20 protein-coding genes and 1 pseudogene are annotated in these 23,065 nt (G+C 71.4%); 14 read left to right on the top strand and 7 right to left on the bottom strand.

Annotated features, from left to right (window positions below; all coding sequences use genetic code 11):
* Positions 1–78: 78 nt before the first annotated feature.
* The 3 genes from ACLQ21_RS00320 to ACLQ21_RS00310 are packed head-to-tail and all read right to left on the bottom strand — an operon-like array spanning position 79 to position 2,905.
* Complete coding sequence (locus ACLQ21_RS00320; RefSeq protein WP_425660315.1) at positions 79–1,209, bottom strand: ABC transporter substrate-binding protein; 1,131 nt, start codon at positions 1,207–1,209, stop codon at positions 79–81.
* Between the two features lie 36 nt (positions 1,210–1,245).
* A complete protein-coding gene (locus tag ACLQ21_RS00315) occupies positions 1,246–2,085 on the bottom strand; it encodes an ABC transporter permease (protein WP_425660313.1) in 840 nt (279 codons plus the stop codon).
* Position 2,086: 1 nt separating this feature from the next.
* Entirely contained in the window at positions 2,087–2,905 is an 819-nt protein-coding gene (locus ACLQ21_RS00310) for an ABC transporter ATP-binding protein (protein ID WP_425660311.1), read from the bottom strand.
* 198 nt (positions 2,906–3,103) lie between these two features.
* On the opposite strand from ACLQ21_RS00310, the gene ACLQ21_RS00305 reads away from it, so the two are divergent.
* The 12 genes from ACLQ21_RS00305 (at position 3,104) to ACLQ21_RS00250 (ending at position 16,194) form a co-directional block, all read left to right on the top strand.
* Positions 3,104–4,282, top strand: a complete 1,179-nt coding sequence (locus ACLQ21_RS00305; protein WP_425660309.1) for a cytochrome P450 — start codon at positions 3,104–3,106, stop codon at positions 4,280–4,282.
* A gap of 17 nt (positions 4,283–4,299) precedes the next feature.
* A complete protein-coding gene (locus ACLQ21_RS00300) occupies positions 4,300–4,497 on the top strand; it encodes a ferredoxin (RefSeq protein WP_425660307.1) in 198 nt (65 codons plus the stop codon).
* Positions 4,494–5,654, top strand: coding sequence for an NAD(P)/FAD-dependent oxidoreductase (locus ACLQ21_RS00295; RefSeq protein WP_425660305.1), 1,161 nt, complete (start codon positions 4,494–4,496; stop codon positions 5,652–5,654). The genes ACLQ21_RS00300 and ACLQ21_RS00295 overlap by 4 nt, the downstream gene beginning before the upstream one ends.
* Positions 5,655–5,658: 4 nt before the next feature.
* Positions 5,659–6,270 carry a TetR/AcrR family transcriptional regulator gene (locus tag ACLQ21_RS00290; protein ID WP_425660303.1) on the top strand — a complete coding sequence of 204 codons (612 nt, stop codon included), beginning with the start codon at positions 5,659–5,661 and terminating at the stop codon, positions 6,268–6,270.
* Between the two features lie 170 nt (positions 6,271–6,440).
* Positions 6,441–7,307 (top strand): LuxR C-terminal-related transcriptional regulator, encoded by an 867-nt coding sequence (locus ACLQ21_RS00285; protein WP_425660301.1) that lies wholly within the window; start codon positions 6,441–6,443, stop codon positions 7,305–7,307.
* A 115-nt stretch (positions 7,308–7,422) separates the two neighbouring features.
* On the top strand, positions 7,423–7,827 hold the full coding sequence (locus tag ACLQ21_RS00280) for a hypothetical protein (RefSeq protein ID WP_425660299.1): 405 nt from the start codon (positions 7,423–7,425) through the stop codon (positions 7,825–7,827).
* A 37-nt stretch (positions 7,828–7,864) separates the two neighbouring features.
* Entirely contained in the window at positions 7,865–8,770 is a 906-nt protein-coding gene (locus ACLQ21_RS00275) for a hypothetical protein (protein WP_425660297.1), read from the top strand.
* The gene (locus tag ACLQ21_RS00270) at positions 8,767–9,276 is read left to right on the top strand and encodes a hypothetical protein (protein WP_425660295.1); all 510 of its coding nucleotides are present in this window, start codon (positions 8,767–8,769) and stop codon (positions 9,274–9,276) included. Before ACLQ21_RS00275 ends, ACLQ21_RS00270 begins: the two co-directional genes overlap by 4 nt.
* Positions 9,273–9,836, top strand: a complete 564-nt coding sequence (locus ACLQ21_RS00265; protein WP_425660293.1) for a hypothetical protein — start codon at positions 9,273–9,275, stop codon at positions 9,834–9,836. Before ACLQ21_RS00270 ends, ACLQ21_RS00265 begins: the two co-directional genes overlap by 4 nt.
* A gap of 12 nt (positions 9,837–9,848) precedes the next feature.
* Complete coding sequence (locus ACLQ21_RS00260) at positions 9,849–10,271, top strand: PASTA domain-containing protein (RefSeq protein WP_425660291.1); 423 nt, start codon at positions 9,849–9,851, stop codon at positions 10,269–10,271.
* 154 nt (positions 10,272–10,425) lie between these two features.
* Positions 10,426–14,943 carry an FAD-dependent oxidoreductase gene (locus ACLQ21_RS00255; RefSeq protein WP_425660289.1) on the top strand — a complete coding sequence of 1,506 codons (4,518 nt, stop codon included), beginning with the start codon at positions 10,426–10,428 and terminating at the stop codon, positions 14,941–14,943.
* 15 nt (positions 14,944–14,958) lie between these two features.
* Entirely contained in the window at positions 14,959–16,194 is a 1,236-nt protein-coding gene (locus ACLQ21_RS00250; protein WP_425660287.1) for a DUF4056 domain-containing protein, read from the top strand.
* Positions 16,195–16,291: 97 nt separating this feature from the next.
* Here ACLQ21_RS00250 and ACLQ21_RS00245 read toward each other — a convergent pair whose 3' ends face one another.
* The 4 genes and pseudogenes from ACLQ21_RS00245 to ACLQ21_RS00230 form a co-directional block, all read right to left on the bottom strand.
* Positions 16,292–17,269, bottom strand: a complete 978-nt coding sequence (locus ACLQ21_RS00245; protein WP_425660285.1) for a zinc-binding dehydrogenase — start codon at positions 17,267–17,269, stop codon at positions 16,292–16,294.
* A gap of 38 nt (positions 17,270–17,307) precedes the next feature.
* Entirely contained in the window at positions 17,308–17,769 is a 462-nt protein-coding gene (locus ACLQ21_RS00240; RefSeq protein WP_425661383.1) for a DoxX family protein, read from the bottom strand.
* Positions 17,766–19,212: pseudogene (locus ACLQ21_RS00235) on the bottom strand (cryptochrome/photolyase family protein). The gene ACLQ21_RS00240 and the pseudogene ACLQ21_RS00235 overlap by 4 nt, the downstream one beginning before the upstream one ends.
* 217 nt (positions 19,213–19,429) lie before the next feature.
* On the bottom strand, positions 19,430–20,215 hold the full coding sequence (locus ACLQ21_RS00230; protein WP_425660283.1) for a DUF1684 domain-containing protein: 786 nt from the start codon (positions 20,213–20,215) through the stop codon (positions 19,430–19,432).
* Between the two features lie 53 nt (positions 20,216–20,268).
* On the opposite strand from ACLQ21_RS00230, the gene ACLQ21_RS00225 reads away from it, so the two are divergent.
* Together ACLQ21_RS00225 and ACLQ21_RS00220 are read left to right on the top strand one after the other, a co-directional pair.
* The gene (locus ACLQ21_RS00225) at positions 20,269–21,795 is read left to right on the top strand and encodes a class I adenylate-forming enzyme family protein (protein ID WP_425660281.1); all 1,527 of its coding nucleotides are present in this window, start codon (positions 20,269–20,271) and stop codon (positions 21,793–21,795) included.
* A 36-nt stretch (positions 21,796–21,831) separates the two neighbouring features.
* Positions 21,832–23,058 carry a beta-ketoacyl-[acyl-carrier-protein] synthase family protein gene (locus ACLQ21_RS00220; RefSeq protein WP_425660279.1) on the top strand — a complete coding sequence of 409 codons (1,227 nt, stop codon included), beginning with the start codon at positions 21,832–21,834 and terminating at the stop codon, positions 23,056–23,058.
* The last annotated feature ends 7 nt before the right edge of the window (positions 23,059–23,065 follow it).

Here is a 23,065-nt window from a genome sequence, read left to right as displayed (position 1 = left end):
CGCCCGCGCCCCGCCCCCCCCCGCCCCCGCCCCCCCCCCCCCCCGCCCCGCCCCCCCCCCCCCCCCCCCGCGACCGCGTCAACGCTGGAAGGCCTCGGCCTCCGCCTTGACGGCCTCCGCGTCGAAGTCGGAGACCGACTCCAGCAGCGCGTAGTCGTAGAGCTCTGTCACATCCGGGATGGCGTCGGCGAAGCCACGGTCTGCCACGTAGCTCGCCCAGCGCTCCTCCGAGATGTAGCCCCACTGGCCGTTCTCCCCCGGCTGGAACTCGCTGACGGTCGCCGACAGCATCGCGACGAGCGCCGCATCGTGGCCCTCCTCGGTGGGTCGGGTCTCGGGGTAGAGCTCGTAGCCCATCTCGAGCGCGGCCTCGGGGTTGGCCTGCGCGAACACGGCCGACTTCGTGTACGCGCGCAGGTAGCGGGCATAGACGTCCCGCTCCTCGGCGGTGGAGTCCGTGCGCATCATGAAGCCTGCGGCGATGTCGTCCTCGACGCTCGGCGCGAGCGGCAGTGCCTTCGTCTCGAGGCCGATGATCTCGGACGCGTGCGCGAGGTCGCCGCGATTGAGCACGACCGCGTCGATGTCGCCCGTGCGGAGCGCCTCGAGCGACGCGTTCGCCTGCATCGCCACGGGCGTCACCGAGGCGGGGTCAGCCCCCTCCGCGCGGAGGTTCGCGCCGAGGAAGGTCTCGTACGGCGCGCCGAGGGCGGGCAGCGCGATCGTGCGCCCGGCGAGGTCGGCCGCGGTCTCGACGGCGCTGTCCGCGGGGACGGCAATCGCGAACGACGGCCGCTGGTAGGGCGTGAACGCCCACGTGAGGTTCAGTTCGTCGCCGTTCGCCGTCGGCGCGATGAGGGCGTCGGGCACCGCGATCACGAGGTCGGCCTGGCCGGAGACCACCGTCGAGACCGCGTCGGAGGGACGACCCGGGAAGGTGACGACCTCGACGTCGAGGTTCTCCTCCGCGAAGTAGCCGTTGAGCTCGCCGATCCAGATCGGGATGCCGGCCGGATTGCCCGGCGCGGTCGGCGTCGCGATGCGGATGACGTCGAGCGCCTGGGCACCGGGCGTCTCGGCGCCGGGCGCAGGCTGCGCGGAGCCCGCTGAGCAGCCGGCCGTCGCGAGGAGTGCTGCGGCTGCGGCCGCGCCGACGACCGCGCGGAGCGCGCGCCCTCGGCTCCCTGTCGGGGAGGTGAATCGTGCCATGGTCGTGCCTTTCGATCGGTATGCGAAGCGAGGGGATCAGATGTTGGGGCGGCGCGTGTCGATCGACCAGAACAACAGGCGCTTGCGCACCAGCGCGAGGATCTGGACGAGGCCCCACCCGAGCAGTCCGAGCACGACCATCACCGCGAAGACGCCCGCGGTGTTGAGCACTTGCCCCATCTGCACGACGAGCACGCCCAGGCCCTGTGCGCCGGCGAGGAACTCGGCGACGATCGTCGCCGTCATGGCGTGGACGAGCGAGATCTCGAGCCCCGCGAACACGAACGGAAGCGATCCGGGAAGCACGAGCTTCGTGAAGGTCTGCCACTTCGACCCCCCGAGGGAGCGCATGACCTCGAGCCGCTCCTGGTCGACCGAGCGGAAGCCCGTGAGACCCGCGACGAGGATCGGGAAGAACACCACGAGTGCGACGAGCGCGATCTTCGACGTCGCTCCGAAGCCGAACCAGATGATGAACATCGGCGCGATGGCGATCTTGGGCATGCTCTGGAAACCCACGATGAGGGGCTTCACCACTCGCTCGAGCATGCGCAGCTGCGAGAGGAGCAGCGCGAGCACGAGTCCGATGAGCGCGCCGAGGCCGAAGCCGGCGAGGATCTCCCAGAGCGTGATGCCGATGTGCGGGTAGAACGCCTGGGGGCTCGCCGGGTTGAGGCCCACGATGAGCGAGTTCCACACCGCGAGGGGCGACGGGAGGATGACGGATCGGATGTCGAAGGCGACGATCGCGAGCTGCCAGAGCGCGATGATGGCGACCACGAGCAGGGGCGTGCCGACCGTCTCGGGCAGTCGGCCTCGGAGCCTCGCGAGGACGGAGGGGCCGGGCTCGCCGACCAGTGCTGCGGTGGTGGCCATCTCAGTCTCCCGTCCGGGCACCGAGCAGGTGCCGCAAGTGCTGCGCGGTCTCGCCGAACTCCGGTGTCGCCATCGCGTCGAGGTCGCGCGGGCGGCGCAGCTTGACCTCGATGAGCTCCTGGACGCGCCCGGGTCGCGCGGCCATCACGAGCACACGATCGGAGAGGAAGAGCGCCTCGTTGACGCTGTGCGTGATGAAGACGACGGACTTGCGGCTCTGCTCCCAGATCTTCAGCAGCTCGAGCCCCATGTTCTCGCGCGTGAGCGCGTCGAGCGCTCCGAAGGGCTCATCCATCATGAGGATCGCCGGGTCGTGCAGCAGCGCCCGGGCGATGCCTGCGCGCTGCTGCATGCCGCCAGACAGCTCATAGGGATAGAGGTGTGCGGCGTCGGAGAGGTTGACCATGGCGAGCAGGTCGTGGGCGCGGCTCTCGGCCTCCGCCTTCGGGAGTCCGTGCATCTCCGCGCTCAGCATCACGTTCTTCAGCACGGACCGCCACGGGAAGAGCGCCGCCTGCTGAAAAACGATGCCGACGTCCTTGCTGGCGCCGCTCACGCGCTCGCCGCGCACGAGCACCTCACCTGACGTCGGCTGCACGAGCCCGGCGATGATGCGCATGAGCGTGCTCTTGCCGCAGCCGGACGGGCCGATGACCGAGACGAACTCCCCCTCGCGGATGGAGAGGCTCACGTCGGCGAGCGCCGTCACCTCGCCCTTCGACGTGGTCTTGAAGACCTGGCCGACGTTGCGGACCTCGATGATCGGCGGCGCGGTCGTGACCGCTCCCGAATCGGGTTCCATGAGGTCTCTGACCGCCATCGTGGTGCTCCGTTGCAATCGATCGGTTCGGCGGCTGCGTGCGGCCCTGACCGCTCGTCACCGTCGACGTGGTGGCGACTTTATTATGATAACCGGTCAATAGCAAGTATGGATCTGATGACTTGCGCCGCGTCCTCGACTTGGGTTTACTCCATGTAAGCCGACCTGTCGACGGAGACAGCGGCCGAGGAGGAAGCCATGGCCACGACGCCCGTCTCGAGCGACATCGACCTGTTCGCCGACGAGATCCTGATCGACCCCTACCCCACCTACGCGACGTTGCGAGATCTCGGCGCGGTCGTGCACCTGCCGGCGAACGACGTCTACGCACTGACCCGCTACGACGCGATCCGCGAGGCGCTCGGCGACCCCGAGACGTTCTCGTCGGTCAAGGCGATCGGCTTCAACGACGGCGTCAACGACGCGCTCCAGGGCACTTCGCTCGCCTCCGACCCGCCGACGCACACGCAGCTCCGCAAGGCGCTCTCCGCCAACCTGACGCCGCGCGCGCTGCGGGGCATGCAGGGGCAGATCGAGGCCAAGGCCGACGCGCTCGTCGCCGAGCTCGCCGCGGGCGCCGGCTTCGAGGCGATCGACGCGCTCGCGCGCGCCCTCCCCCTCGAGGTCGTCGCCGACCTCATCGGGTTCACGGGTGAGGTGAAGGCGAACATGCTCCGCTGGGGGCAGGCCGCGATGCAGGTCATCGGCCCGATGAACCAGCGCACGATGGAGAGCTTCCCGATCGCCGGCGAGCTCTACGGCTGGTGCAGCCAGGTCACCGCCGAGCAGCTCACGGAAGGGTCGATCGGCCGCGGCATCTTCGACGCGGAGGCCCGCGGCGAGATCCCCGAGGGCACGGCCGGCCACATCATCCACCAGTACCTCGGCGCGGGCGTCGACACGACCGTCGCGGCGATCGGCAACGTCGTCGCGCTCTTCGGCCGCCACCCCGAGCAGTTCGAGCTCGTGCGGCAGGACCCGACGCTCGTGCCCGCCGCGTTCGCGGAGGTGCTGCGCTACTGGGTGCCGATCCACGTGTGGGGCCGGCGCACGACGCGCGACGTCGAGATCGACGGTGCGCTCGTGCCCGCGGGCGCCCACATCGCGCTCCTGCTCGGCGCGGGCAACCACGACCCACGCCACTTCACGGATCCCGACACCTTCAGCGTCGAGCGGAACCCCGTCGACCACCTGTCGTTCGGCTACGGGCCCCACGGCTGCGCCGGCCAGGGTCTCGCGCGCATGGAGGGCCACGCCGTGATCGCGGCGCTCGCGAAGCACGTGCAGTCCTTCCGCGTGGGCGAGGAGGAGCGCCTGCCGAGCAACATCACCCGCAGCATCGAGTCGCTCGACGTCCTCGACGTCGTGGCCGCCTGATGCCGACGATCGGAGTCATGACCATGAGGATCGAGATCGACCGGCCCCGTTGCGAGGGGCACGGCCTCTGCGAGGAGGCGGCGCCTGACCTGCTGCACCTCGATGACGACGGCGAGGTCGTGATCGACGTCGCCGAGGTCGACGACGAGGCGCTCGAGCGGGCGCGCGCCGCCGTGCGGATCTGCCCCGTTGCGGCGCTCAGGCTCGCGGGATGACCGTGCCGCTCCGGCGCGTCGTCATCGTGGGCAACGGCATCGCCGGGCTCACCGCGGCCGACTCGCTCCGCTCGAGCGGCTTCGACGGCGAGCTCGCGATCGTCGGAGCGGAGGCGCGGCCGGCGTACAGCCGCCCTGCGCTGTCGAAGGCGCTGCTGCGCGACGACGCCGACCTGGCCGCGCACGAGCTGCCGCCAGCCGAGCACGGCGCGACGGAGCTGCTCGGACGGGCCGCGGTCGCCCTCGACGTCGATCGCCGGAGGGTGGCGCTCGACGACGGCTCGGCGCTCGAGTACGACGGGCTCGTGATCGCGAGCGGGTCGCGAGCGAGGCGGCTCGGGACCGGGGCCGACGAGCTCGTGCTGCGGACGCTCGACGACGCTCTCGCGCTGCGCGAGCGCATCGCCGCGACGCCGGACGTGGTCGTGGTCGGAGGCGGTCCGCTCGGCATGGAGGTCGCGTCGGGCGCCCTCGCGGCGGGCTGCCGCGTGACGCTCGTCACGATCGACGAGCCGATGGCGCCGCATCTCGGGGCGCACCTGGCCGCGCTGATCCTCGCGAGCGCGGTCGCGCGGGGGCTGCGGGTGGTGCGCACGTCGGCTGCCGGGATCGTCGAGCGCGATGGCCGCTCGGCCGTCGTCCTCGCCGACGGCACCGTGGTCGAGGGCGACGCCGTCGTCTCGGCCGTGGGTGACATCCCGAACACCGAGTGGCTCGCCGGCAGCGGGATCACGCCCGGCGCGCGCGGTGCGCTCGAGGTCGACTCCCGCGGCCGACTGCGGCCGGGGATCGTCGCCGCCGGTGACGTCGCGGCGGTGCCCGGCTCGACCGGGCACGCGCGCAGCCCCATCTGGCACAGCGCGATCGAGCAGGCTCGGACAGCGGGCGCTGCGCTCCTGCTCGGCGACGCGGCGCCGGAGCCGCGCGCGCAGCCGTACTTCTGGACCGAGCAGTTCGGGCTCACCATCCGCGTGATCGGGCGCACCCCGCTCTCCGGATCGCCGGAGCTCGTCGACGGCGGCGACCCGGGCGCATCGGCGCTGCTGCGTTGGCGGCACGAGGACGGCTCGGCCACCGCGGTCGCGGTGAACTATCGCATCCCCATCCCGCGGCTGCGCCGGCTGTGCGAGGCTGCCCCCGCCGCGTCGCTAGGCTGAGCGGATGGCGAACCTCCGCGTCGAGCAGAAGGAGCAGACGCGCAGACGGCTGCTGGACACGGCGCTCGCGCTGTTCGAGTCGAAGGGCTACGCCGCGACGACGATCGATGACATCGCCGCCACCGCGGGCACGACGCGCGTGACGTTCTACGCGCACTTCCCCTCGCGCCGAGCGATCATGGCCGCGCTCATCGACCGGCTCAACGTCATCCTCGAGCGGCACGAGTCGACCGCGCACGGCTCGACCGCGGCGGCGCTCGTCGACGTCGTGCGCGGCGGCGACGCTGCATCCATCGGCAACTGGCTGCGGCAGCAAGCCACCCGCTGGCCCGTCATCCGCCCGTACATCGTCGCGGCCCACGTCGCCGCGGCCATGGAGCCGGAGATCCGCGAGCTCGTCGATGCATGGTCCGAGGAGGTCGTGGGCGACATCCAGGACGGCCTCGACCTCGCCGAACGCTTCGAACCCGCATCGCGGCACTTCCGCGGCGTGCTCGCGTTCGAGATGCTCGACCGGGCGAACCAGCACTGGATCCGGCATCAGTGGGACATCGACACCGACCCCGCCCTCGACGTGCTCATCGAGGCGTGGGTCAAGCTGCTCGGCGAGGCCTAGGAACGGTCCGCTGACGCGCTTGCCACGCCGAACCGCCGAGGCTGCTGCAGCGGCTGCTCCAGCGCAGCGGCACCGGTCGGCCACAGTGCAACGGCGACGGCCGACTCACCCCTGGTGACGTCGGGCTATCGCACTACGATGCGAATGACCGTCTCCTCCCGACCGGGCGGATGCAGGACCTGCAGCGTCCGGAGGTCCGGAGCGGTTGCGTGATCGTCTCGTCGTGCTCGACGAGCAGCCTCGGGCCGGTCGTGCGAGGACCATCGGAGAGTTCGGCTCTCCACCCGGGAGACGCGGTGGACTCCAAGGCACAGTGCTGCTCGCTGCTCCTCGTCGAGAGCAGCCGCCTGCTTGCCGACGCTCTCGGAGTCGTGCTCGCGTCGCGCGGCTGGGTCTCGAACATGCGGACGGTGCTCTGCACACGCGATGCGGTCGAGGCGCTGCGGTCCTCTCCGCCGGATCTCGTGCTCGTGAGCGTGGCCGGAGACGACTCGTTCGAAAGCCTGTCGACGCTGCGCGCCTGCGACCCTGAGCGCCGCATCATCGCGTTCTCCGTACCCGACGACGAGGACGCCATCATCCGCTGCGCCGGGCTGGGAGTTGCAGGACTCCTCCCGTTGACAGGCACGGTCGACGACCTGGAGACCATCGTCGCGAATGTCATGCGCGGAGAGACCGCCGTCACCCCGCGCGTCGCCGCTGCGCTGCTGCGACACGTCGCGTCGCTCGCGTCGGAGCGGCTTTCGGACGCCGCCACTGGTGAGGAGCACCTGACGCCGCGGGAGCGCGAGGTGCTGACCCTCGTCGAGCTGGGCTGGACCAACAAGCAGATCGCACAGCAGCTGCGCATCGAGGTGCGCACGGTCAAGAACCACGTCCACAACCTCCTCGAGAAGCTTCGCGTGTCGCGGCGCGGCGAGGCCGCCGCGAAGCTGCGCTCGCGCGTGGACCTGCGCTCGGGGTACCAGACGGGGCCGCCCGGGGTACCGGCTGTTCGCTCCCTTGGGACCGGCCCGGACCCGGTCCTCAGAACCTAGGACCCAGCACCGCGACTGGGTCGTAGATGCATCCTCGGGCCCATGCGCCAGCAGGAGTCGCCGGTCTACCGTCGAGGGATCGAAGCACCTTTCGCACGGCGGATGAGAGGGACCGGTGTCCACCATTCGGATACTCCTGGCTGACCCCACGCCCGCGCTTGAACTCGTGGTGTCGTCGGCGGTGGCTCGCCATCCCGATCTCGCCGTCGTCGGCCGCGCGACCGGGAACGTGCAGCTGCTGTTGCAGGCCGCGCAAGCGGACGTCGTCCTGCTCGAGACCGAAGGGGCGGCGCTGCCGGCGATCGCGGAGTCGCTCACCGACGAGTATCCGCACATCGGCGTGGTCGCCATCGATGCCGCGAGCCACCTCGCCATCGTCTACCAGCTGCGCGGCCACGCGGAGCGCGTCTCCGGTTCGGACGCCGAGCAATTGGTCGCGGCCATCCGCAGCGCCGCGTCCGGTGACCTGCCCCTCATCGACATCAGCGAGAACGAGCTGTCCAGGAGAGATCATGAGTGAGTACGACTTCGACACCTTCTACCCGCACCTACGTGAAGTGCTCGACGAGCGATTCGCCAACCTGCCAGACGACCAGCTGGAGGCGATGTTCGAATCGACGTTTGGCGAAGGCATCACGCCGGCCGAGTACGAGGACTTCTTCGGCGGACTTGCGAAGGCCATGAGCGGAGTCGCGAGAGACGTCGGGCGCGTGGCGAGCAAGGCTGCACCCGTCCTTGCGACGGCGGCCAAGGGCGCTATGCAGGGCGCTGCCGCTGGCAGCGCAGCGGGTCCTTGGGGCGCGCTCGGCGGTGCGCTGCTCGGCGGCACTGGCTCGGTGCTGCAGAAGCACACTCGCGGTCCCGCGAGTCAGATCGGCGGGGCCCTCGGCGGCATCGTCAGCACCGCGGGTGCGCTGACCGGCCGCGGGGGCCTTGCCCAGGGAGCCGCGAGCATCCTTGGCGGGCTCAGCGGTGCCCCCCGCGGAGGCTTCGGCGGCGCGCCGCTCGGGGCTGCGACCTCGGCGCTGCGCGGGCTGCTCGGGCGGCCGGAGCTCGCGCAGGCCCTCGGCGCCCTGTTCGCTGGTGGGAACCCGAACATCCCGGTCGGCCGCAGCGGCACCCCGATACCGGCCAATGCCATCGCCGGGCTGCTTGGGTCGCTTGCGCGCGAGGCCGAGCACGAGGCGGAGTCGTGGCTCGATACGGAGTCCGTGCCCGCATACCTGGTCGACTCGTACGGCCAGGTCGTCGTCGACCCGACGCAACCCGATCAGCGGGCGGCGCGGGTGTTGCAGCTGCTCGCGACGGAATTCGACGACGCCGAAGACGACGACAGCGACGAGCGCGAGGTCGACGACGCGTGGGAGCTCGCGGAGACGGACGACGTCGACGCCTGGGCCGACGCTCAGCTTGATGACGACATCGACGCGGACACGGCCGAACTGATCGGGGCGGCACGATGACGCCCGAGATGGCGAGCCTGCTGCAGCAGCACCTGTCCGGCGCGCCGGCGGGCGACACCCTCGCCCAACTGGTGGGGGATGATCCTGAGCTCGCCGCGATCGCCCAGCTGCTCAGCCGACGAGAGCAGCAGCTCGAAGCTCAGCTCCGTGAAGAGGAGCTCGAGGAGGAGCGACCGCTCGACATCCCGCTCGCCGCCGAGGACGACCGCGTGGAGCTCCTTCGCGATCAGGTCGCGTCGTTCGCGGACGACGTCACACGCATACGCGACACCCTCGAGCTCGTCTCGGCTGCGCTTGGCGCGTGCCCGACCTGTCTCGGTGCCGATGACGTGTGCGCGCTCTGTCACGGGCGCGGCGTACCCGGGTCACTGCCACCGGATCCGGTGGCCTTCGACCAGATCGTCATGCCCGCGGTACGTGCGCACGCCTTCACGCGTTCGCGGACCGGCCGCGGGCTCGACCAGGAAAACCCGAAGACAGAAACACCAGATTGGAGTACCCCATGAACGGGTTCACAGATGAACTCGAATCCCTGCTGGACGACCTCGGGGAGTTCGACGAGCGAGCGCGACCGCGCCCGCCCGTGCGCACTCCGACGGGCCGCAGCAGCTTCCAGGCGCGGCAAGCTCCGACTGCTGCCAGCCAGTCGCAGGTGCAGGCCGCGGCCCGCAATCTCGACTCCAAGATCGAGACCCTCAGCAATGCCGTCAAGGCGCTCGAGACGAGGACGAACGCGGTCACCGCCGATGTCGAGAAGACTGCGGCGGCGCTCCGCAAGGAGTTCAGCGTCCGGCAGAAGGGATCCGAGTCGCTTCGAGCGGAGCTGCAGCAGACGAAGCTCATGTCGGTGCTGCTTCCGATGCTGACCACGGAGACGGTCAAGGCGCAGGACACGGAGGGCAAGGAGATCACGGTCGTCACCCAGAGTCAGAACCAGTTCGCGTCCTTCCTTCCGTTCCTGCTGCTCATGGGTGGCGGCATGGGCGGCGGTGACTCGGCGAAGGGACCGCTCGGCGACTCGTCGACGCTGTTCCTGCTTCTGCTGCTCGGTCGCACCAACAAGTAGGAGGTCGACATCATGACTCTGCAAGGTCTGTCCTTCGGCACTCGAGGCACGAGCGGCAGCGCGAACCTCGTCATGGTCCCCGACGTCGAGGGCCTCGATCCCGGCGACGCCCGCAAGGAGCTGGAGGACCGCGGGTTCCGCGTGGTGCTGCTGTACGTGGAGGCGCCGGGCGAACCCGACGACTCCGTCACCTCTCAGCGTCCGGAGAAGGACGAGCCCCGGCCGCGGGGCTCGTCGGTCTCGATCTTCGTGGTCAAGAACCCCACGATGTCAGCGGACTGGACCGCGCGATTCGACCAGATCGACGGCGCCCTGGCGCTGCTCGAGAGCGATGGCAAGGCGGAGAGCCGCAAGAAGGAGATCCTCGACGCGATCGACGCGGCGACGACCACCATCACGAAGGCTGGCGGCCCTCCCTCGAAGTCCACCCCCTGACCACCAGTGGCTCGGCACCGTCATGGATCCCGCGCTGCAGGAGCTCATCCATGGCGCCGGCGATCCCGGGGACGAGGTGTCAGTGATCCTTCGTCTTCGGGATCCGGCCGTGCCGCCACCGGGGGTTCGCGTCGTCGCACGGTTCGGGGATGTCGTGACAGCACGAGTGCGCCGCGGCTCCCTTCAGGAGGTGTGGTCAGACCACGCGACGCTCAGCGTCAAGGCGTCCCACTCGTATAGCCCTGATGTCGAGCCTCCGAGCGTCGACAGCGAACCGGAGACGACCATCGACGCTCGCCGCCCGGCCGGCATCACCGAGACAGGGGCTGGCGTCGCCGTCGGCTTCGTCGACTGGGGCTGCGACTTCACACACCCCGACCTGCGGAACGCGGACGGCTCGACGCGGCTGCTCGGTCTCTGGGACCACCGCTCCTCTGCGGGGACGAGCGCGGCGCCCTACGGCTACGGCCGCATCTTCGAGACGGCGGAGATCGATGCGGCGCTGCGCGCGGCTGATCCCTTCGACGCGCTGGACTATCATCCCGCGACCTTCGACACCGGCCTGGGCGCGCACGGGACCCACACGCTCAGCATCGCGGCCGGGAACGGGAGCGCCGGCGGCCCAGAGGGCCTGGCGCCCGGCGCTGACATCATCTTCGTCAACCTCGGAAGGCGAGAGGGACCCGACGTCGTACCGCTCGGTCGGTCGGTCGAGCTGCTCGAGAGCGTCCACTACATGGCGACGGTCGCAGCCTCACGCTGCCTGGTGGTGAATCTCAGCCTGGGCAGGCATGCCGGCGCGCACACCGGCAGGAGCCTCGTCGAGCGGTCGATGGACCACTTCGTCTCGAGCGCTCCCGGACGCGCGATCGTGCAGTCGGGCGGCAACTACTACCAGCGCCGCACCCACGGCTCGTGGCAGCTCACGCCCGGCTCGAGGCGCGAGTTCATCGTCGAGGTGGACTCATCGGACGCGACCACGAACGAGGTCGACATCTGGTACTCCGGGCGCGACCGGATCGCGGTCCAGCTCTCCTCGCCGGAGCTCGGGCTCGAGGAGCTGGTACGGCAGGGTTCCTCGACGACGCTCCGGCACGGCGCCCTAGAGATTGCTCGGGTGTACCACCGAGCGGACCGGGACCCGAACAACGGGGACCACCAGTGCAGCATCATGCTGGAGCCCACAGCGGATGCGCCGCGGTGGCGGGTGACGCTGATTGCGGAAGACGTGGTCGACGGCCGCGTTCACGCGTGGATCGAGCGCGACAGCGGATGCCGCGCGTGTCAGTCGAGGTTCAACCGGAGGGAGGCGGACCCGCAGACCACGACCGGGACGATCGCGAACGGCTTCCGCACGATCGTCGTCGGCGCGATCGACGCACACCACGCCGACGCGCCGATCGCGCCGTTCAGCAGTTCCGGTCCCACAGCGGATGGTCGACTGAAGCCTGACCTCGTCGCCGGCGGCGTCATGGAGCTCGGCGCGCGCTCCCGACCGGCCTCCGGGGCAACCGACTTCCCCTACGTGCGGATGTCGGGCACGAGCATGGCCGCACCCGCGGTGACCGGTGCGGTCGCCCTCATGTTCGAGCGCGGCGGACATCTCCGCATCGAGGACACCCGCAGCATGCTCCTTGCCAGCTGCGACCCAGTCGGCGAGGACGCCGACCCGCGGCGAGTCGGCGCTGGGCGGCTCAACGTGCGCGCCGCCCTCGAGCTCGTCCCCGCCGCGCCGACGAGCCGCACGCCGTCGAGTGCGACAAAGACGATCGGCACCTACGACAGCTCGCCGCTATGGCCCCCTCCGACGTCGGCCGCTCAGCGGCACGCGGAGGGAGCGACCGCAGGCCCGCTCGCGGACGTCGAGCAGCAGGACGCCGAACCGGACTGCGGCTGTGGCGCGGGTCACGATGCGGACTCGCCCAGGGCTGTGAGCATCGCCGTCGTGGGCGGCGGCCTCTCCGGTCTGATGGCCGCGAGCCGACTCGCGCAGGGTGGCTTCACCGTCACCCTCTTCGAGGCGAGCGACCGTCTCGGCGGCCGCGTCTGGACGCGTGGCGATCTCATCCCTGGCAAGGTCATCGAGGCAGGAGCCGAGCTCATCGGCAGCAATCACCCGCTCTGGCTGCGCCTCGCGGACACGCATGGGCTGAAGCGCGTCAAGGTCTCGACGGAAGACGACTACCAGCCCCTGCGCACCCGCTGGAGGTTCGGCGGCTCCGACCTCAGCCGCAACGAGCGGAAGGCGATCGAGCAGGAGCTGAAACCCGTGAAGCAGCTGCTCGGACGCGAGGCTGCGACGGTCGACCGGCTGAGGCCCTGGGTCTCGGCGCACGCCGAGGCGTGGGATCGCATCTCCGTGGCGCAGCGGCTGCGGCAAGGCGACGTGCCTGCGCTGAGCGATCGCGCGCTCGGCTATCTCGAATTCGTGCTCGCGAACGACCAATGTGCTCCGACTGAGCGGCAGAGCTATCTAGGGCTGCTGTCGGCGATCAGCGCGCACCGTCTCGGGGGCGACATGCTGGCCTATTGGGAGCGCACCGAGGACTTCCGTTGTGCCGGTGGCAACCAGCAGCTCGCGAGCCGGCTCGGCGCCCTGGTCCCCGACATCCGGCTGTCATCCCCGGTCAGTCGGCTGTCGCTCACCGCCACCGGCGTAGAGGTGACGTGGGCACGCGGAGGCGCGCAAGTCCGCGACGGCTTCTCGTTCGCAATCCTCGCGAACCCGCCGTCGACCTGGCCCGCCATCGACGCTGACCCACCGTTCCGTCGAGAGGACTACACGGTTGGCAGCGGCCCCGCGGTGAAGTACCTCACCACCGCCGCGACCGAGTACTGGGAGCGGAGCGGTCTCGCTCCCCTGCTGCTCACAGACGAGCTCGGCAGCGTCTGGGAGAGCACCGACGGGCAGGGCGCTCGCGGCCTGGCACGGCCCGACCGCGTCGGCCTATCGGTGTACAGCGGCGGCCCGTTCGTTCTGCCTGCCGCCGAGTACCGACGCGGCCTGCAGCGATGCTTCCCCGGCTACGCGCGCCACGTGACCGGCGAAGTGCTCGTCGATTGGCCCAACGATCCATTCACCCGTACCGGATATGCCGTGCCGCGGCCCGGGGACATGACGACGATCATGAAGCGGCTCAGCCGCCCGTTCGGAGGTCGTCTGTTCTTCGCCGGCGAGCAGGCCTCACCGGGCTACTTCGGCTACATGGAGGGCGCGCTCGACGCAGGACTGCGCGCCTCGTACCTCGTCGCCGCGGCCGCGGCGGCGCTGCACCGCCCCCTCCGGTCCGAGCCGACGAGCGAGCGCGCCGGCATGCGGGAGGTCGACGCCCGCGGGATCTTCGATCGGCTCGGGATGCCCGAGCTCGCGTCGCTACCGGAGCGCGACGGCGACCTCGAGGTGGTCGCGGCGCCGGCCGAGAACCTCGGCCCGGGCCTCGATGCGGGCGACCTGCTCGTCACGCGCGGCCGAGGGAGCCCGCACGCGAACGTGTCCGTCATCCTCTCGCCGGAGACACGCCGGCGTGACGAACTGCCATCCGCCGGTCTCGTGACCGACTCCCGCCTCCCTGGGCTCTACGTGCACGTCATAGACCCGGTCTTGCACCACGGCGAGACTCGGTTCGCACGACGGGTCGCCGACGAGCTCGGCGCTGTTCCCCGCAACACGCTCATCGTGCGCGACCACGGGCACGCGCGGTGGGACGGTGCGCAGGATGCGACGGAGTCAGCCGGCTGCGTCCCGGCCCCAGAGCCGGCGTCGGGCGGCTCACCGCATCCGGTGCTGCGCAGGAACGTCCGCAGGCCCTCGGTGGGATACGCCCAGCAGTGCCTCAATGTGTTCCTCGCTCGGCATGCCCGGGGCACGCTCTCCTGTCGCGCGACGAGCGAGGAAGTGCGGGGCACGGTGTCGCGAGCGGCGGCCTCGCTCGCTGCCGCCGGACAGTCGCCGCTCGTCGTAGATTGCAGCTTCGGTCGGCACACGGAGCTCGCCGTGAAGGCATTCCAGGCCTGCGCCGGTCTCGATCGCGACGGCATCATCGGTGCCAAGACCTGGCCGGCGCTCAAGGCGCTTCCTGCGACCGCGCCGTCCGCACCAGGCTCGACCGCGTCGCGGGACTGCAGTCGAGCGGTCAACTCGATCACGTCCGTGCGCGCCTGGGAGCGCGAGTTCCTGGCGACGGTCGACGACCGGGGGGCGGACGAGTTCGCGGGGATGGTCCTGGTCATCGGGCCGCTCTTCCACCCGGGAATGCAGCTGGCACCCATCCTGCAGTCGGTCGTCCGCGTCGCACTGAAGGGCGGCAACGCCATCACGATCGGCAGCACCGTGTGGTTCCCCCGCGCGATCGATACGTCGACGACGAACGACCTCGCCTGGCTCGTCCACGAGTCGGTTCACGTGCTGGACTACGCCGCGGCAGGCGTCGAGGCGTTCCTGCTCGCGTACGCCGCGACGGCCGTCTCCGCGGGGTTCGAGCACGACCGCATCCCGTCCGAGCGCCGAGCGAACCGCTTCGAGGGCGCCGCCGAGGCACTGCTCGCACAGCACCCCACGCTCCGCGACCACATCGCCAGATGCGAAGGCGACGCCATCATCGCGGATCTGCGCGCGAACCGCACGAAGCATCGCGCGACTGTGAACGCACACCTGGCGCAGTCGACACCCTGACGAAGGAGGACCATCATGATGTTCCACACCACAGTCGTCCCTGACTCGACATCCATCGATTCGACATCCGTGCCGGGACCGTGCGCCGACGTCGTCGTCACCCCCGCAATGCGGCCCGCGCTGCTGATCCGCGGCTCCGTGCACCCGACGGTGCGCGACGCGCAGCGCCGGATCAACGCGTTCCACGTCGCGGAGCTCGCCGCCGGGCGCGCACCCATCGCCGACGCGCCGCTCGTCCCGGACTGCATCTTCGGACGGGCGACCGAGCGTGCGATCCTGTCGTTCCAGCAGCGGGTGTTCCCCGGCATGCCGAAGGATCACGACGGAAAGATCGGGCCGAGGACCTGGGCCCAGTTCGACCGCGTGGCAGCTTCCTCGCCTGCGCCGCCAGCACCGGCGCCTCCGCCGGCGCCGCCGTTCGTGCCGCCGGCGCCCCCGAGCCCCGCGATGACGGGTCCGCGATCCATCGCACGGCCATGCTGCATGCTGGCGCAGATGTCGCTCGCCGGTGCCGCGACCGGCGGCGGGCACTCATCCTCGCAGCCAGGCGTCGTGTACACCGGCGGGGCAGGCTTCGTCGATCTCGGTCACCTCTGGGAGGTCGCCGACGTCACCGCATTCGCGTACCAGCAGATCCACGCGGGCGGCGGAGCGGTCGGCACGCGCGTGCGCGCGAACGAGGGAACCGCGGTGCTCACTGCGGCAGCGCCTGCCGTCGAATGGCTCGATCTTGCACGCTGCATCGCCTTCGACGATGCCTTCGGCCACGAGATCGCGACCTACACCGTCATGAGTCCTGGCGGCCACAACTCCTCGTTCTCACCCGAGGACCTCTGCTCCAACTTCCTGGGCGCCCTGGTGGCTGCCCGCGCCCTGACGACAGGAGGCAATTTCGCGACGACCGCGGAGAGCAAGGTCCGCGCGCTGCTCACGTCGCTCGACGCGCAGAACGATGTGGAGACCGCCCGCGCCTTCGGCCGGATCTCGAGGCGGTGGGTGGATGTCAGCCTCGTGCTCGGCGTAGGTCGTGACTCCTACCTGCGTCGCCGCAACTTCACGCGGGATCCGTGGAAGACCGGGCATCCCAGCGACGTCGCGACTCCCGGCTTCGTCACAGCACCACTGTCGGTGACGACAACGTATGACTACGTCCACAAGGGCGGCTTCTCCCGCGCCGACTTCGCGGCCCGCGTCGCTGCGATCAGGACCGATGCCGCGGCACGATACGGGCCCGACTTCGACACGCCGTGACTGGCGCTCCCAGCTCGGAGCTGCATCAACGCGACATCGACACCGACCCCGCCCTCGACGTGCTCATCGAGGCGTGGGTCAAGCTGCTCGGCGACGCCTAGGGGCGCAGGAGCACCTTGCCGACGCGGCCCGGCGTCAGGCTCGCACGCACGGCGTCGCGGATGTCGTCGAACGGATGCGTGCTCGAGACCGGGAGCGTCAGGTCGCCGGCCGTGATGCGCTCTGCCAGCTCGGCGAACAGTCGCTGCCGCACTGCCGCCTCCATGCGGCGGCTCACGGCGCTGCCCCAGAACCCTCGCACCGACTTCTGCTTGAAGATGAGCTCGCCGACCGGCAGCTCGAGGACGGGCACGTCCATGGAGCCGAACACGATCAGCGTGCCGCCGTCGCCCACGACCTCGAGCACCTCGCCCGCGGCGCTGCCGCCGACGGAGTCGACGCCTGCCGCGATGGCCGCGCCGCCCGTGATCGCTTCGAGTCGGTCGCGCCAGCCGGCCTCCGAGGTCGCCACGACGTCGTCGATCCTCGCCTCGCGCAGCTCGTCGACCGCCTCCCGGCGGCGGACGAGCCCGACGACCCGGACGCCGCGCGCCCGAGCCAGCTGCGCCACCATCCGTCCGACGGCGCCGTTCGCGGCGTTCTGCACGAGCCACTGCCCAGGCTCGAGCGAGAGGTCGTGCAGCAGGCTGATGGCACTGAACGGCATCGCGACGAGCTGCGCGGCCGCCTCGTCGGGCAGGCCGACGGGTGCCGGGATGAGCGCGCGAGCGTCGGCGACGAACTGCTCGGCCCACACACCGAAGACCCCGCCTGCGACCACACGGTCGCCGATCGCGAGCGCCTCGACGCCCTCGCCGAGCGCCTCGACGACGCCGACCGCCTCGGTGCCGCTCGCGGCAGGGAGCTCGGGCACGAAGCCGTACGTGCCGCGCACCGTCCAGAGGTCGTGGTTGTGGATGGTGGCGAGGGTCGTGCGCACGCGCACCTGGCCCGGGCCCGGCTCGGGCGTCGGACGCTCGTGGACGTGGAGCACGTCCTCCGGCTCGCCGAACTGCTCATGGACGATGGCACGCATGCGTGCTCCTCTCGGGGATGGGTCGTTGTCGTGGCCGGTCAGGCCGCGCCGCGCGAGCGCGCCCGCCACCGGTGCCGCAGCGCATCGCAGGCTCCCGTGGACCACAGGGCCACGGCGACGAGCACGGGCTGGAAGAAGAGCCTGCCGAAGCGCGCGGCGTCGGTGTCGAGGCCGAAGCCATCGCGGCCGGTGAGCCACTGCGAGACGTTGCCCGGGAAGACCGCGACGAAGAACGCCGCCGCGATGAGTCCTACCCACACCCGGTGCCGCTGCACCACGAGCAGCGCGAGACCCAGCAGGATCTCGACGACGCCGGACGCGAGCACGGTCACGTCGGGGTCGAGCGGGACGAAGTCGGGCACCTGCGCCTGGAACTCCTGGCGCGCGACCGTGAGGTGGCTGATGCCGGCGAGCAGGAGCGCAGCGCCGAGCAGCACCCGCGCGACCGTCCGGGCGACGGACCGCCGCGCCGGCCCTGACTGGCTCACGGGCACGGTCAGCCGTCCTCAGGTCGCCGTCGAGAGCGCATCTGCGCGAGCGGCCGCGCGAGCCGCGGATTGTCGGCGAGCATCGCCTCGTGGCGCTGCAGGAAGTCCCAGTAGCCCTCGGTGAACGCCGACTCCTTCGCCGCCCGCTGCGACGGCCACCACCGGCCCATCCGCTGCAGGTAGGCGCCACCCGACACGTACGGCTTCGTGCCCACCATGCCCCCGTCGGCGAACTGGCTCATGCCGAAGACGTTCGGCACCATCACCCACTCGTAGGCGTCGACGAACAGCGACAAGAACCAGCGGTGCACCGACGCGGGCGCGTAGCCCTCGAGGAGGAACCAGTTGCCGAGCACCATGAGCCGCTCGATGTGGTGCGCGTAGCCGTGCCGCAGCACGCGCTCGAGCACGGTGCGCACGGGGATAGGCAGCTCGTCGGGGATGCGCTCGCCCGTGTACCACCACGGCTCGAGCTCGCGGGTGAGCCCGAGCGCGTTGGCGCCGTCGAGCTCCGGATGCGCGCGATACATGCCGCGCATGTACTCGCGCCAGCCGATCACCTGGCGCAGGAATCCCTCGAGCGACGGCAGCGGCATGTCCCCGGTCGATTCGAGCACCGCATCCACGACGTCGTGCGGGGTGAGCAGACCCGTGTTGAGCGCGGGCGTGAGCACGGAGTGGAACAGGAAGGGCTCGTCGGCGGCCATAGCGTCCTCGAAGCGACCGAAGTCGTGGAGCCGTTCTTCGACGAACGCGGCAAGCCAGCCGCGCGCGTCGTCGTGCGTCACCGGCAGCCAGAAGTCGCGGGCGTCGCCCGGGTGGTGGGGGAAGCGCTCGCGCACCTCGTCGATCACCTGCAGGGTGATCGAGTCGTGCTCCAGCAGGGGCAGGGGCGGGATGTGGATGCCTGCCTTGGGCAGCGGCTCCCGATTGTCGGCGTCGTAGTTCCAGCGCCCGCCCGCGGGACTCTCGCCCTCCATGAGGATGCCGGTGCGCTCGCGCTGCCAGCGGTAGAAGTCCTCCATGCGCGCGGGGGTGGTCGCGGAACCACGCGTCGAGCTCCGGCTCGGGCGTCAGGAACGCCCGGTCGGCCCACCGGCGCGTGCGGATGCCGGCACGCGCAGCGATGCGGTCGATGCGGCCGTCGACGCCGCGATCGGCGGCGCGCATCCATGCCAGGCCGTCCGCTCCGTGCCGCTCGACCAGCCGACCCACGCCGTCCGAGAAGGAGAGCCGCTCGTCGAGGCGGACGGTGCGCACGGTGCGGCCCTGCTGCTCGAGCCGCTCGACCATGTGCCGCATCGCCGAGAGGATGAGCACGATCTTGTGCTGGTGGTACGGCAGCCGTTCGAACAGCGCTGCTGACTCGACGAGGAAGAGCTCGTCGATCTCCTCGTCAGCGAGCGCAGGGTGCCGCTCGAGCAGCTGCGTGCCGAGGATGAGCGCCGCCTTCATCGCTCGCGCCGCTCCCGTGCCATGCGCACACCGTACGCACTTGCGTGGTGCGCTGCCAGCTGGGTGGGCAGCCGAGAGCGAGCATGGGCCGAAGCCACGAGTGGGGCGGGGCCGTCACGAGACCACACGCCCCACTCGGGCGCCGCAGCGGCTAACGTCGGCGTTTGCCGGTGCACGCTGCACATCGTCAGCGTAACAGCGTTACCGCTCCGTATCCTCAGGATTTCCCGTACATCGGCAGTCGCTCCCCCGCCGTGATCGCGACGTCGAGCGCGTTGCCCGGCGTCGGCATCGGGCAGACGTAGTGGTCGCTGAACGCGCACGGCGGGAGGAACGCCCGGTTGAAGTCGAGGGCGGTGCGACCGGATGCGTCGGGCAGCGCCGGCCGCAGGAAGCGGAACGCGAACGCGTCGTCCTCACCGGTCGCGTCGCGGAAGACCACGGCGAGCCCTCGCCCGGCGTGCGTCGCGGTGAGCCGTCGGACGGCTCCGGCGAGCTCGAACTCGAGCACGCCCGCATTCCCCTGCACGGTGCGATGGCCGTCGACCTGCTCGACCTCGATCGGCTCGTCGGTGGGGGTCCATCGTGCCGTGACGACCCACGCAGGATCGGGACGGTACGCCGCGATGGAGCGGAGGCGCACGCGTCGCTCGGCGTGCGGGTCGATCCGGCGGAGCGCCGGCACGCCCTCGCGCACGAAGGCGCGCAGCAGCCCGTCGCCCGCGTGGAGCGTCTCCCCCGCTCGGAGCGCGACGGTGTCGCCGACGGGCGTGCCGTCGGTGTGCTCGTAGCCCGCGTCCGCGAGGCCAGCACCGACCGCGGTGTCGGCGTCAGCGCGCCAGCGTCCGGCCACGCCGGGCACCTCCTGCGCCTCGGCGCTCAACCAGACCGTCGCCGCGAGCGCCGCGATCCCATGCGGGCCCGCCACGAGTCGCCAGCGTGCGTCCTGCCACCGCTGCCACTCGGCCTCGAATGCCGTGTCGTCGCCCACTCGCTCGCGCATGCTTGGTCCTCCCCGGCCCAGGCTAGCGAGAGGCCCGCGCCTAGACTCGGAGGGTGACGTTCACCGGCAGCATCATCGAGGTCGCCGCCGCCGATCCCGGTCGACTCGCGCTCGCCGGGGACGGGGAGCGCGTGACGTACGGCGACCTGCGCGACGCCTGCACGCGCATCCGCAGCGGCATCGAGCAGCTGCTCGCCGACCGGCCGACCGGGCGCACGGATGCGGAGACCGGCGGAGTGCCGATCGTCGCGGTCTCGCTGTCGAGGGCCATCGACGTCGCTCGCTGGATCAGCGGCGTGACGTCGTTCCGCGCGATCGTCGCCGTGCTCGACCCGCTCTGGCCGGAGTCCCACCGGCTCGAGACGATCCGCCGGGTCGACCCTGCGCTCGTCGTCACCGACGACGCCGGCTTCGAGGCCGCGCTCGCCGAGCTCGAGCCGTGGAGCGGCACGGCCGTGTCGCTGAGTGACTTCGAGGCGCTCGCCGCCGCGGCGCCCGCGTCGGCCGGCCCCGAGGTGCGCCCGCGCGACGAGCCGTTCCTGCTGCTGTTCACCTCGGGCACGACCGACCTGCCGAAGGGCTTCCTGCGCTCGCGCGGCAGCTGGGACCACAACGTGCGCATCAGCCGCATGTACCTCGGCGCCGAGGAGGGCATGGCCACGATCGCCCCCGGCCCGGTGTCGTACAGCCTCACGCTCTACGCGCTCGTCGAGGTGCTCGCGACCGGCGGCTCGCTGCACCTGCAGTCGGGGTTCGACGCGGCCGCGGCCGTCCGCACGATCGAGCAGGAGCGGGTCGAGCGCTTCGTCGGCGTGCCCGCGATGCTGCTCGCGCTCGTGACCGTGGCGGAGCGGTCCTCGGCGGGCACGAACGCGCTGCGCTCGCTCCGCACGGTCATCACCGGCGGCGCGAACCAGAGCGAGCGCATCCGCTCGGTCTTCGAGTCGGCGGTGCCCGGCGCACGGCTGCGGAGCTACTACGGCGCCTCCGAGATCGGCTTCATCGGCTTCAGCGACACGGGTGACGGCACCCGGCTCACGCCCTTCCACGGCGTCGAGGTGAGCGTGCGCGACGACGCCGGCGCGGCGGTGCCCGACGGCGAGGTCGGCACCCTCCACGTGCGCGTCGCGTCGGCCGTCGAGCGCTACGTCTCGGCGACGAGCGACGAGCGCATCACTGACACTGAGGGGTGGTCGAGCGTGCACGACCTGGCCGCCGTCGAGGCGGGGCACCTCGTGCTCGCCGGCCGGGCGGGCGACATCGCCGTCTCGGGCGGCCACAAGGTGTCGCTGCCGCAGGTCGAGCGGGCGCTCGCGACCGTGCCCGGCTGCGAGTCGTGCTGCGCCGTGGCGCTGCCGGATGCGTCGCTCGGATCGATCGTCGCGGTCGTCGTCGAGGGCGATGCCGAGACCGTGCCGCCGAAGCAGCGCATGCAGCAGGATCTGCGACGACTGCTCGCGCCCCAGTTCGTGCCGCAGCGCTACTACCGGGCGGCCCAGCTGCCCCGCACGGCGGGCGGCAAGATCCGCCGGGTCGCGGTGGCGGAGCTCGTCGCCGATGGCACCGCGGAGCGGCTGTGAGCACCGCGGAGCGGCCATGAGCACCGCGGAGCGGCCATGAGCACCGTGCGCGCCGTCGTCACCGGCATCGGCGCCGTGACGCCGAACGGGCTCGACACGCGCTCGACGTGGGATGCGGTGGTCGCCGGCCGCAGCGGCATCCGCGCGCTCGTCGACGTCGACGTCTCGGACCTCGCGGTGAAGGTGGGCGGGCAGGTGCGCGGCTTCGACCCGCTCGCGCACGTCTCGAGGTCGGACGCCCGGCGTCTCGACCGGCACGCGCTCTACGCCGTGGCGGCCGCCGCCGAGGCGATGGCCGGCTTCACGGCAGCCGACCCGACGCGCTTCGGCGTGACCGCCGCCACCGGCTCCGGCGCCGTGTCGCTCACGCAGGAGGCGGTGCGCGCGCTCGACGCGCACGGGCCGCGGAGGGTGCCGCCGGGCGTCGTGGTCTACGGTGGGGCGGATGCGGCCGCCGCGTTCCTGAGCGAGCGGTACGGAGCGCGCGGGCCGGGCGTCGGCACCTCGGCGACCTGCGCGAGCGGGGCGGTCGGGCTCGGTGACGCGCTGCGCGCGATCCGCCACGGGTACGCCGACGCGGTGCTCGTCGTGGGCGCCGACGACTGCCTCAACCGCGTAAACCTCGCCGTCAACTCGATGCTCGGCGCGCTCGCACCCGGGCACGCCGACGACCCGTCGCGCGCATCGCGGCCCTTCGATCGCGGGCGCAGCGGGTTCGTCATGTCCGCGGGCGCGACGGCGCTGCTCGTGGAGTCGGAGGAGCACGCGCGGCGCCGCGGCGCCGACGTGCTGGGCGAGATCGCCGGCTACGGGGTCACCTCGGACGCGTTCCACGCGACCGCGCCGCGCCCGGACGGCAGCGGCGCGGCCGCGGCGATGCGCCAGGCGCTCGACGACGCACGCGTCTTCCCCGCCGACATCGACCACGTCAACGCCCACGGCACCGGCACCCCGCTGAACGACGCGATGGAGGCCGCCGCCCTCCGCACCGTCTTCGGCGAGGCGCTCGGCGCGGTGCCGGTCACGTCGACGAAGTCGACGACGGGGCACCTCCTCGGCGCCGCCGGCACGCTCGAGGCGGCGCTGTCGCTGCTCGCGCTCCGCGACCGCGTCATCCCGCCGACGATCAACCTCGACGATCCCGAGTTCCCCGACCTCGACGTCGTCGCCGGCGAGGCTCGATCCGCGGAGCCGCGCACGGTGCTGTCGAACTCGTTCGGCTTCGGCGGGCACAACGCCGCGCTCGTGCTGCGCGCCCTCTGACGCGCAG

Origin of the sequence: Agrococcus sp. DT81.2 (assembly GCF_049844935.1) — a bacterium.
Taxonomy (GTDB): Bacteria; Actinomycetota; Actinomycetes; order Actinomycetales; family Microbacteriaceae; genus Agrococcus.
This window is presented reverse-complemented; position numbering and strand designations above follow the sequence as displayed.

Coding starts and splice junctions, on each gene's coding strand:
- ACLQ21_RS00320 (WP_425660315.1), bottom strand. CDS start 1,209: ATGGCACGATTCACCTCCCCGACAGGGAGCCGAGGGCGCGCGCTCCGC.
- ACLQ21_RS00315 (WP_425660313.1), bottom strand. CDS start 2,085: ATGGCCACCACCGCAGCACTGGTCGGCGAGCCCGGCCCCTCCGTCCTC.
- ACLQ21_RS00310 (WP_425660311.1), bottom strand. CDS start 2,905: ATGGCGGTCAGAGACCTCATGGAACCCGATTCGGGAGCGGTCACGACC.
- ACLQ21_RS00305 (WP_425660309.1), top strand. CDS start 3,104: ATGGCCACGACGCCCGTCTCGAGCGACATCGACCTGTTCGCCGACGAG.
- ACLQ21_RS00300 (WP_425660307.1), top strand. CDS start 4,300: ATGACCATGAGGATCGAGATCGACCGGCCCCGTTGCGAGGGGCACGGC.
- ACLQ21_RS00295 (WP_425660305.1), top strand. CDS start 4,494: ATGACCGTGCCGCTCCGGCGCGTCGTCATCGTGGGCAACGGCATCGCC.
- ACLQ21_RS00290 (WP_425660303.1), top strand. CDS start 5,659: ATGGCGAACCTCCGCGTCGAGCAGAAGGAGCAGACGCGCAGACGGCTG.
- ACLQ21_RS00285 (WP_425660301.1), top strand. CDS start 6,441: ATGCAGGACCTGCAGCGTCCGGAGGTCCGGAGCGGTTGCGTGATCGTC.
- ACLQ21_RS00270 (WP_425660295.1), top strand. CDS start 8,767: ATGACGCCCGAGATGGCGAGCCTGCTGCAGCAGCACCTGTCCGGCGCG.
- ACLQ21_RS00265 (WP_425660293.1), top strand. CDS start 9,273: ATGAACGGGTTCACAGATGAACTCGAATCCCTGCTGGACGACCTCGGG.
- ACLQ21_RS00260 (WP_425660291.1), top strand. CDS start 9,849: ATGACTCTGCAAGGTCTGTCCTTCGGCACTCGAGGCACGAGCGGCAGC.
- ACLQ21_RS00250 (WP_425660287.1), top strand. CDS start 14,959: ATGATGTTCCACACCACAGTCGTCCCTGACTCGACATCCATCGATTCG.
- ACLQ21_RS00245 (WP_425660285.1), bottom strand. CDS start 17,269: ATGCGTGCCATCGTCCATGAGCAGTTCGGCGAGCCGGAGGACGTGCTC.
- ACLQ21_RS00230 (WP_425660283.1), bottom strand. CDS start 20,215: ATGCGCGAGCGAGTGGGCGACGACACGGCATTCGAGGCCGAGTGGCAG.
- ACLQ21_RS00220 (WP_425660279.1), top strand. CDS start 21,832: ATGAGCACCGTGCGCGCCGTCGTCACCGGCATCGGCGCCGTGACGCCG.